This window comes from Pseudomonas sp. EB271-G4-1 (assembly GCF_058791355.1).
This window is the reverse complement of sequence record NZ_JBYTEO010000044.1, coordinates 51,506-58,059: the sequence shown is the minus strand read 5'-3', so window position 1 is coordinate 58,059 and position 6,554 is coordinate 51,506. Positions and strand designations below refer to the sequence as shown.

Here is a 6,554-nt window from a genome sequence, read left to right as displayed (position 1 = left end):
CCCCCCCCCCCCCCCCCCCCCCCCCCCCCCCCCCCCCCCCCCCCCCCCCCCCCCCCCCCCCCCCCGCTCCCACAGGGTTCTTTACAAGGTTCAAGCTTGGCGGGTCAGCCTTGTAAGGATCCGGTCCAGCGCATTGGCAAACGCCTGCTTTTCCCGCTCACCAAACGGCGCTGGCCCGCCACTCATCTGCCCCTGTTCGCGCAAATCGGTGAACAGGTTGCGCACGGCCAGGCGATCGCCCATGTTCTGCGCATCGAACTCCTTGCCCCTCGGGTCCAGCGCAGCAACGCCTTTTTTCACCAAGCGGTCGGCCAGCGGCACATCGCTGCAGATCACCAGCTCACCAGGTACCGCGTGCTCCACGAGGTAGTCGTCGGCCGCATCAGGGCCACTTGGCACCACGATCAACTTCACCAGCGCCAGGCCGGGCTTGATCTGTGGCTGGCCGGCCACCAGCACCACTTCGAACTGGCGCTTGAGGGCGAACTTCACCACCAGGTCCTTGGCCGCCCGGGGGCAGGCGTCGGCATCGATCCATACGCGCATGTTCTTGTCCTCTCTAAAAAGCTTCGCGAGCAGGCTCGCTCCCACAGGTTATACGCAAATCCTGTGGGAGCGAGCCTGCTCGCGAATATGAGCGAAGCGAATGCTGTTAAGCCGTAACCCGCCGCTTTTCAGCCACACGACTACGACCATACAACACAACGATCGCAACGATCGCCACCGCCTGCGCACTCAGCGAATACGCATCCGCATGAATCCCCAACCAATCGAACTCAAAGAACGGCACCGGCCGCGTGCCGAAGATACCGGCTTCCTGCAACGCCTTAACGCCATGCCCGGCGAACACCACCGACAAGGCACAGAGCAGGCCGGCGTTGATGCTGAAGAACAGCGCCAACGGCAGTTTCGCCGAGCCGCGCAGGATCACCCAGGCCAGGCCTACCAACAACACCAGCGCCGTCGCACCACCGGCCAGTACTGCGTCATGGCCCGCAGGGCCAGCCTGCAACCACAGGGTTTCATAGAACAGGATCACTTCGAACAGTTCGCGATACACCGAGAAAAACGCCAGGATCGCAAAACCGAAACGTCCACCACCGCCCACCAGGCTGCTCTTGATGTAATCCTGCCAGGCCGCGGCATGACGACGGTCATGCATCCACACACCGAGCCACAACACCATGACGCTGGCGAACAGGGCCGTTGCACCCTCCAGCAACTCACGCTGCGAGCCGCTGACATCAATCACATACGCCGCCAGCGCCCAGGTACCCAGACCGGCCAACAGGGCCAGGCCCCAACCGACATTGACACTTCGTACCGCCGACTGTTGGCCGGTATTACGCAGGAAGGCGAGAATCGCCGCCAGCACCAGGATGGCTTCCAGGCCTTCGCGCAACAGAATCAGCAGGCCGGAAATGAAGCTCAGCGACCAGCTCAAACCATCGCTGCCCAACAATCCGGCAGACGCTTTCAACTTGGCCTTGGCCGCCTCCAGGCGCTGTTCCACCTGCTCCAGCGGCAGGCCATCCTGTAATGATTGACGGTAAGCCATCAGCGACTTTTCAGTGTCTTTGCGCACGTTGGCATCGACGTTGTCCAGGGAGCTTTCGACCAGCTCGAAGCCTTCCAGGTACGCCGCTACCGACAGGTCGTAGGCTTGATCGTGATCGCCTGCGCGGTAGGCCGCGACGCTCTTGTCCAGGGTAGTCGCGGTGTAGTCGAGCAACTGCGCCGGGCCACGCTTGGCTTGCGGCGGCTGAGCCCGTTGCGCGCGGAAAGTCGCTGCGCCTTGCGGACCGTCGGCGGCCTGCACTTCGGCCGGCGTCTGACGGGCCAGATCGGCAATGTTGTAGGTCTTGTCGCTACTGGCGGCCTGCGGATCGGCGCTGAAGCTGGCGATATAGGTTGCCAGGTCCCAACGCTGACGATCATCGAGCTGATCGCCGAAAGCCGGCATATCGGTGCCTTCTACCCCCAGGCCCAGTGTGTTGTAGATCGCGTAGAGGCTCAGGTGATCCAGGCGCGTGTTATCTCGCAAATTGGCCGGCGCTGGGGTTAGCCCCACACCCGCCGGACCATCGCCAGCGCCGGTTTCGCCGTGGCACACCGAACAATGCTGGGCGTACAGTGGCGCGCCGCGAGTCGGGTCCGGGGTAATGATCGGCGCCTGGCTGACTTCATAGGCCACGGCCAATTTTGCGCCGAGTTGCCGAGCCTGGCGGGCAACGTCCGCACCGTCCCGACGCGCGGAGATCGCCTCGCGCAGCGCGCTGACGCCCTGCTCCAGCCCGGCTTTTTCCGGTTTGGCCGGCATGCCGGCGATCAAGCCTTGCAACACCTGGACAAACTCCAGCTGTTCGCGGTATTCGGATTCGTTGACGACCTTGCCTGCCTGCACTGCTTGCGGATAGTCCGCGCCGAGGTAATCGAGCAAGTGCAGCGCTTGCGGAGCGCCTTCCACGGTGTCGGCCAGCAGATTAAAGCTGCACAGGGCAAACACCGGCGCTAACAGCCAGGCCAGGAATCGGGACGGGGCAATCATGAACGAATCTCAATTGGAAATACGAAGTAACATATTGTTCACTCCCAATCAGTTTCACTCAAGCTTTGTCGTCGATTGCACGACAGCGCATAAACGAAAAAGGCGACCTGAAGAGGTCGCCTTTTTTGTGCTTGATGTTTAAACCGCGGCTTTACGCAGGGTGGCCATGAACGCCGCCGCGCCAATGAACAGCCCGGCAAAGGTACGGTTCATGCGCCGTTGCTGTTTCGGCGTGCGCAACATACGCAGCACCTTCGAAGCCAAACCGGTGTAACCGGCCATGACGATCAGGTCCACGCAGACCATGGTGACACCGATGATCACGTACTGGATCAGCAGTGGCGCGTGCGGATCAATGAACTGAGGCAACACCGCCAGCATGAACACCAACGCCTTGGGGTTGCTGATGTTCACCAGGAAGCCTCGGAACACCAGGGCCATCGGCTTGCCAATCTGCCGGATCGCCGCGTCATCGCTCATATCGCTGGGTAGCGCACGCCATTGTTTGATGGCGAGATAAACCAGGTAGGCCACACCGAACCATTTAATCGCATGGAAAGCAGTGGCCGACGCCGTGAGAATCGCGCCGACACCGGCACCAACAATGGCAATCTGCACAGCAAGGCCCAACTGCAAGCCCAGGGCGTTCCAGTAGCCGCGCCAGAAACCGTACTGCAGGCCACTGGACATCGACGCAATGGCGCCGGCACCGGGAGAAAGACTGATCACCCAGCAGGCGGCAAAAAACGCCAGCCATGTTTGAAGCTCCATTGCACACCTCGACTCGGACTCGTGACAGATGTCTAAGCTAATGCGGCTTTGGGTGGATGACTACCGATTTTTTGAAGGAAGTGGCGACTGCCGACCAGCGTTGTATGCCTTTAGGCCCCTTTCGCGAGCAGGCTCGCTCCCACCTTGGCTTGCGTCTCTCCTGGTTGAACCTGGTCGAGTGTGGGAGCGAGCCTGCTCGCGAAGGCGGTGTATCAGGCAACAGAAGGCCTACTTTTCAAACCCGCTGGAAGGAAACACATCAGTCCCGCGCCAACGCCGCACCGATCGCTGGAAGAACAAACTGTTGGGCACCTGCACCATCGCGCTACCAGTACCCAGCTCTTCAGCCTCGATCAACGTGGTGTACAGCAGATTGATCGCCACTACCCGGCCTTTGACGCCGGGCTTGTCGGTGGTGTCCACCAACTCGACCACATCGCCCAGGCGAAACGGCCCGACTGTGAAGATCAGGATCGCGCACAACAGATTGGAGAGCACGCTCCACATGGCGAAAAACGCCACCGCCGCCACCGCGACGAAACCCGACAGCGCGGTCCAGAGCACCGTGGCCGAAACCCCCATGCGCTCCAGCACAAAAATCAATGCACTGCCCATGATCAGCCAACGCAGGCCGCCGCGCAGCGGCATCAGCAACTGCGGCGGAAACGGATAGCGCTCACCGAGACGGGTCAGGCACTTGGCAACGAAACGCTGGGCGATGTAGCCAGCCAACAGGATCAGCAGGATTTGCACAGCGAGCCAGATCGGCTCGATCCACATCGCTGGCAGCGGCAGCTTGAACGCCTCCATCAGGACAGCGCCTCCAGCTCCGCCTGCATGCTTTCCAGCAGTTCCAGGGCTTCCATCCAGGCTTCTTCCAGCTCCCCTTCGCGCACCTTCAGCTTGGCTTGCTCGGCCAGCAAGTCACGCAACTCGTTTTTGCGCATCGGCTCGTAGATATCGCTGTCGCCAAGGCTGGCATCGATCTTCGCGAGTTTCTCGTGCAGCTTGCCCAGCTCGGCTTCGAGCTTGTCAGCCTCACGCTTGTGCGGCGCCAGTTGCTGGCGCAATGCAGCGGCAGCCTGACGCTGGGCTTTCTTGTCGGTCTTGTCCGGGTTAACCGGGGTGTTGCTGACCGGCGCATTGCGCTGGCGATACTCCACCAGCCAGCGGGTGTAGTCTTCCAGGTCACCGTCGAACTCTTCGACCTTGCCGTCTGCCACCAGATAGAAATTGTCGGTAGTGCTTTTGAGCAAATGGCGATCGTGGGAGACCACCAGTACCGCACCACTGAATTCCTGCAAGGCCATGGTCAGCGCCAGGCGCATTTCCAGGTCCAGGTGGTTGGTCGGTTCGTCGAGCAGCAACAGGTTCGGCCGGTCCCAGGCAATCAGCGCCAGCGCCAGGCGCGCCTTTTCGCCACCGGAGAAATTCAGTACAGGCTCGTCGATCCGCGCGCCGCGGAAGTCAAAGCCCCCGAGAAAGTCACGCAGGGTCTGTTCGCGCTCGGTTGGCGCCAGGCGTTGCAAGTGCAGCAACGGGCTGGCCTTGGCATCCAGGGAGTCAAGCTGGTGCTGCGCGAAGTAACCAACGACGGTATTTTCGCCACGGGTCAAGCGGCCCGCCAGAGGCGAGAGCTCACCGGCAAGGTTTTTGATCAAGGTCGATTTACCGGCGCCGTTCGGGCCGAGCAAGCCGATGCGCGCACCGGGAGTCAGTTGCAGCTTGACCTTCTCCAGCACGGTTTTCTCGCCGTAACCCAGGCGGGCATCAGACAGGTCGATCAGCGGGCTGGAAATCTTCTGCGACTCGCGGAAGACGAAGTCGAACGGCGAGTCGACGTGCGCCGCCGTCAGCTCTTCCATGCGCTCCAGGGCCTTGATCCGGCTCTGGGCCTGGCGGGCCTTGGTCGCCTGGGCCTTGAAGCGGGCGATGTAGCTTTCCATGTGCGCCCGTTGCGCCTGCTGCTTCTCATAGGCCTGTTGTTGCTGGGCCAGGCGTTCGGCTCGGGCAAGCTCGAAGGCGCTGTAGCCGCCGCGATAGAGGGTGATCTTGCGTTGATCGACGTGAGCCACGTGATCGACCACGGCATCGAGGAAGTCCCGGTCGTGGGAAATCAGCATCAAGGTGCCAGGATAGCTTTTGAGCCACTCCTCGAGCCAGATGATGGCGTCGAGGTCCAGGTGGTTAGTCGGTTCGTCGAGCAACAGCAGGTCCGAAGGACACATCAAGGCCTGCGCCAGGTTCAGGCGCATCCGCCAGCCACCGGAGAAATCGCCGACCTGGCGATCCATCTGCTCGTTGGTGAAGCCCAGGCCGGCCAGCAGCTTGCGCGCCCTTGCGTCGGCGGTGTACCCGTCGGCGCTATCCAGCTCGGAGTGGTAGCGGGCCTGTGCGGCACCGTCATGGGCCGCTTCGGCTGCCGCCAGGTCACGTTGCACCTGGCGCAGGCGCAAGTCGCCATCGAGCACGTAGTCGACCGCCAGGCGTTCGAGCGTGTCGACCTCCTGGCGCATGTGGGCGATACGCCAGTCGGCCGGCAGGAAGCAATCGCCCGAGTCCGGGTGCAGCTCACCCCGAAGCAAGGCGAACAGGCTCGATTTGCCGGCGCCGTTGGCACCGATGAGGCCGGCTTTCTGGCCGGCGTGCAGGGTCAGCTCGGCGTCTTCTAGCAGACGTTGCGGGCCACGCTGTAAAGTCAGGTTCTGAAGTCGAATCATAATGGCGGCGGAGTCTACCAGCTTCGCTCGCAACTGGCGCGAGTAGCACTATGTCCTCTGACCTGTGGAGCTTTTCCCTGACCCTTTATGCCCGTCCGGGCGTTGAACAGGCATGCCTGCAAATGCAGGCGGCCGGCGTCAGTGTGTGTCTGCTGCTGTGCGCGGCATGGCTGGGACAGCGGGGTATCGCTTGCGATGAACAGCGCCTGGAGAAACTTCGCGGTGTGGCACAAGCCTGGGACGTCGATGTCGTGCAACCGTTGCGGGCGCTGCGCGTGCAATGGAAGGTTGCCGCCGCACAGGATGCCGAGCTGCACTTGCTGCGCGAACAGGTCAAGGCACTAGAATTGGAGGCCGAGAGAAATCTGCTGTTGCGCCTGGAGCGATCGTCTCGGGATTGGCCGCACGGTGTCGCGACCGACCTGGCGATCTGGCTGGAAGGTGTGACGGCAGATGCCGCCCACCTGCACCGGGGGGGGGGGGGGGGGGGGGGGGGGGGGGGGGGGGGAGAGGGG

General features: G+C 62.3%; 5 protein-coding genes and 1 pseudogene. 1 reads left to right on the top strand and 5 read right to left on the bottom strand.

What is annotated here, in order from left to right:
- Nucleotides 1-90: 90 nt before the first annotated feature.
- The 5 genes from AC3WWR_RS20995 to AC3WWR_RS20975 form a co-directional block, all read right to left on the bottom strand.
- Entirely contained in the window at nucleotides 91-546 is a 456-nt protein-coding gene (locus tag AC3WWR_RS20995; protein WP_020797245.1) for a YaiI/YqxD family protein, read from the bottom strand.
- A gap of 106 nt (nucleotides 547-652) precedes the next feature.
- Nucleotides 653-2,548 (bottom strand): FTR1 family protein, encoded by a 1,896-nt coding sequence (locus AC3WWR_RS20990; protein WP_492599030.1) that lies wholly within the window; start codon nucleotides 2,546-2,548, stop codon nucleotides 653-655.
- A gap of 138 nt (nucleotides 2,549-2,686) precedes the next feature.
- On the bottom strand, nucleotides 2,687-3,319 hold the full coding sequence (gene rhtB, locus AC3WWR_RS20985) for a homoserine/homoserine lactone efflux protein (RefSeq protein WP_033040668.1): 633 nt from the start codon (nucleotides 3,317-3,319) through the stop codon (nucleotides 2,687-2,689).
- A gap of 228 nt (nucleotides 3,320-3,547) precedes the next feature.
- Nucleotides 3,548-4,129 (bottom strand): mechanosensitive ion channel family protein, encoded by a 582-nt coding sequence (locus AC3WWR_RS20980; RefSeq protein ID WP_033040666.1) that lies wholly within the window; start codon nucleotides 4,127-4,129, stop codon nucleotides 3,548-3,550.
- Nucleotides 4,129-6,039, bottom strand: a complete 1,911-nt coding sequence (locus AC3WWR_RS20975; protein ID WP_492599029.1) for an ATP-binding cassette domain-containing protein — start codon at nucleotides 6,037-6,039, stop codon at nucleotides 4,129-4,131. Before AC3WWR_RS20975 ends, AC3WWR_RS20980 begins: the two co-directional genes overlap by 1 nt.
- Before the next feature lie 50 nt (nucleotides 6,040-6,089).
- Between AC3WWR_RS20975 and AC3WWR_RS20970 the strand changes: the two are divergent.
- Nucleotides 6,090-6,554 (top strand): annotated as a pseudogene (locus AC3WWR_RS20970) (TIGR02444 family protein); the annotation flags it as partial.

Coding starts and splice junctions, on each gene's coding strand:
- AC3WWR_RS20980 (WP_033040666.1), bottom strand. CDS start 4,129: ATGGAGGCGTTCAAGCTGCCGCTGCCAGCGATGTGGATCGAGCCGATC.
- AC3WWR_RS20995 (WP_020797245.1), bottom strand. CDS start 546: ATGCGCGTATGGATCGATGCCGACGCCTGCCCCCGGGCGGCCAAGGAC.
- rhtB (WP_033040668.1), bottom strand. CDS start 3,319: ATGGAGCTTCAAACATGGCTGGCGTTTTTTGCCGCCTGCTGGGTGATC.
- AC3WWR_RS20975 (WP_492599029.1), bottom strand. CDS start 6,039: ATGATTCGACTTCAGAACCTGACTTTACAGCGTGGCCCGCAACGTCTG.
- AC3WWR_RS20990 (WP_492599030.1), bottom strand. CDS start 2,548: ATGATTGCCCCGTCCCGATTCCTGGCCTGGCTGTTAGCGCCGGTGTTT.